We start from the raw sequence: 2,251 nt of genomic DNA, 5'->3' as shown, positions 1-2,251 counted from the left end.
CCAACATCCCCACCCGCACCAAAGGCACCAACGGCTCAGCCACCAACCGCTCCGCCAACACCAACCAATGCCCACACAACCGCTCAACCGTCTCCCCATCGAACAGATCCGTATTGAACTCGGCGACCCCGACAAGACCTCCGTCGCCGCTCTCCTGGAAGTGCAGGCCGAACTCGAACTGCGCAGCCGTACGCGGGACTTCGTACTCCTCGATACGGAGTCCGGGGAGGTGGAACGCCCCTCCGGGGGTGTTCTGGAGCGTCAGCATGGCCTGCACGAGCGGCGTCCTGCTGGTGTCGCGCTCCGGAGACAGCTCCTCGATCAGCCGGCTGAACGGCACGTCCTGGTGCGCGAACGCCTCCAAGGTGGTGTCGCGGACCGCTGCCAGCAGCTCATCGAAGGAACGCGTTTCATCGATACGCGCCCGCAGAACGAGGGTATTGACGAAGAACCCGACCAGGCCCTCCAGCTCCTCGCGCTCCCGGCCCGACACCGCCGTGCCGAGCGCGATATCGCGCTGGCCGCTGTAGCGGGAGAGCAGCAGCTGCGTCACCGCCATCAGCGCCATGAAGAGGCTCCCGCCTCGGGTGCGCCCCAGCGCGCCGAGCTGATCCGTCAGCTCCACCGGGACAGTGAAGACATGGGTGCTCCCGGCGGCGGTCCGTACCAGCGGGCGCGGGCGGTCGGTCGGCAGTTCCAACGGCTCCAGACCGTCCAACTGCTCACGCCAGTAAGCGATCTGGGAATCCAGTGCCTCCCCGGCCAGCCTCTCCCGCTGCCACACCGCGAAGTCCGGATACTGCACCGGCAACAACGCGAGCCGCGCCTCCCCACCCCGCACCGCAGCCGCGTACAACTCACTCAGCTCACGCGTCACCACACCCATCGACCACCCATCGGTCACGATGTGATGCATCGACAACACAAGGACGTGCTCGGTCGACGTGATGCGCACGAGCAGTGCCCGCACCAAGGGGCCGGTCCGCAGGTCGAAGGGGGTGACGGACTCCTCCCTGAGCACCGCGTCGAGGCCCGAGGGGTCACTGAGAGTCACAGCACGCACCGGCACGTCCAGCGAGGCACGCACTACCTGGATGCCACGCCCGTCTACCGAGTCGAACGTCGTACGCAGCGCCTCATGCCGGTCCACCAGCCCCGCGAGGGCCGTACGGAGAGCATCCGCGTCCAGGACTCCGGTCATCCGGAGCGCCCCGACGATGTTGTACTCGATGCTGCCCGGGGTGAAGTTCTCCAGGAACCAGAGGCGTTCCTGCGTCAGCGACATCGGCAGCTGCCCGTCGCGTGCCACCGGGACGATCGCGCCGGAGGCCGACGTCGCCTCCGCTTCCCGGGCGGCTTCCGCCACCGGGACCGTCGCCGCGAGTCCGGCCACGGTCGGGTGATCGAACAGGACACGCGGGGAGAACCCCGCTCCCAGCGCGGCCCGGAGGCGGGAGACCACCTTCAGGCTGGAGATGGAGTCCCCGCCCAGTTCGAAGAAGTCGTCGTGGACTCCGACCCGCTCCACGCCGAGGACCTCCGCCCAGATCCCGGCCAGGACGCGTTCGGCCTCGGTGCGAGGTGCGACGTACTCCGCCGCCGCGTCGAACTCGGGCGCGGGAAGCGCGCGCCGGTCGACCTTTCCGTTCACCGTCAGCGGCAGCTCGTCCAGGACGACGAACGCGGACGGCACCATGTACTCGGGCAGAGCGCCCGCGACCTGAGCGCGTACCGCCGCGACATCGAGCTGCCCGTCCGCCACGACATACGCGACCAGCCGCTTGATCCCGGGGCGGTCCTCCCGCGCCACGACCGTGGCCGTACCCACGTCCGCACACCTCATCAACGCGGCCTGGATCTCGTCGAGTTCGATACGGAAGCCGCGGATCTTGACCTGTCCGTCGCCACGGCCCAGGAAGTCCAGCCGTCCGTCCGTGCGCCAGCGCACCACGTCGCCCGTCCGGTACAACCGCTCGCCCGTACCGAACGGATCCGCCACGAACCGTTCCGCCGTGAGTCCGGCCCTGCCGTGGTAGCCGCGCGCCAGACCGCTGCCGCCGAGATACAACTCACCAGGAACCCCCACACCAACCGGGCGCAGCACGCCGTCCAGGACGTATCCGGTCGTGTTGTCCATCACGTGCCCCAGCGGTACGGAACCACCCGCCGCATCCTCCGCCGCGATCGGCCCGCTCACCGCGAAGGTCGTCGACTCCGTCGGACCATACCCATTCACCAGCACCGTCCCCGG

At 68.9% G+C, this 2,251-nt stretch carries 1 protein-coding gene; it reads right to left on the bottom strand.

Going from position 1 to position 2,251, the window contains the following annotated elements:
• On the bottom strand, nt 1-2,251 hold a 2,251-nt coding region (locus tag ACZ7LS_RS36770), incomplete at both ends, for a condensation domain-containing protein (protein WP_471066474.1).

It is taken from the genome of Streptomyces sp. NPDC039430 (genome assembly GCF_055639435.1).
This window is presented reverse-complemented; position numbering and strand designations above follow the sequence as displayed.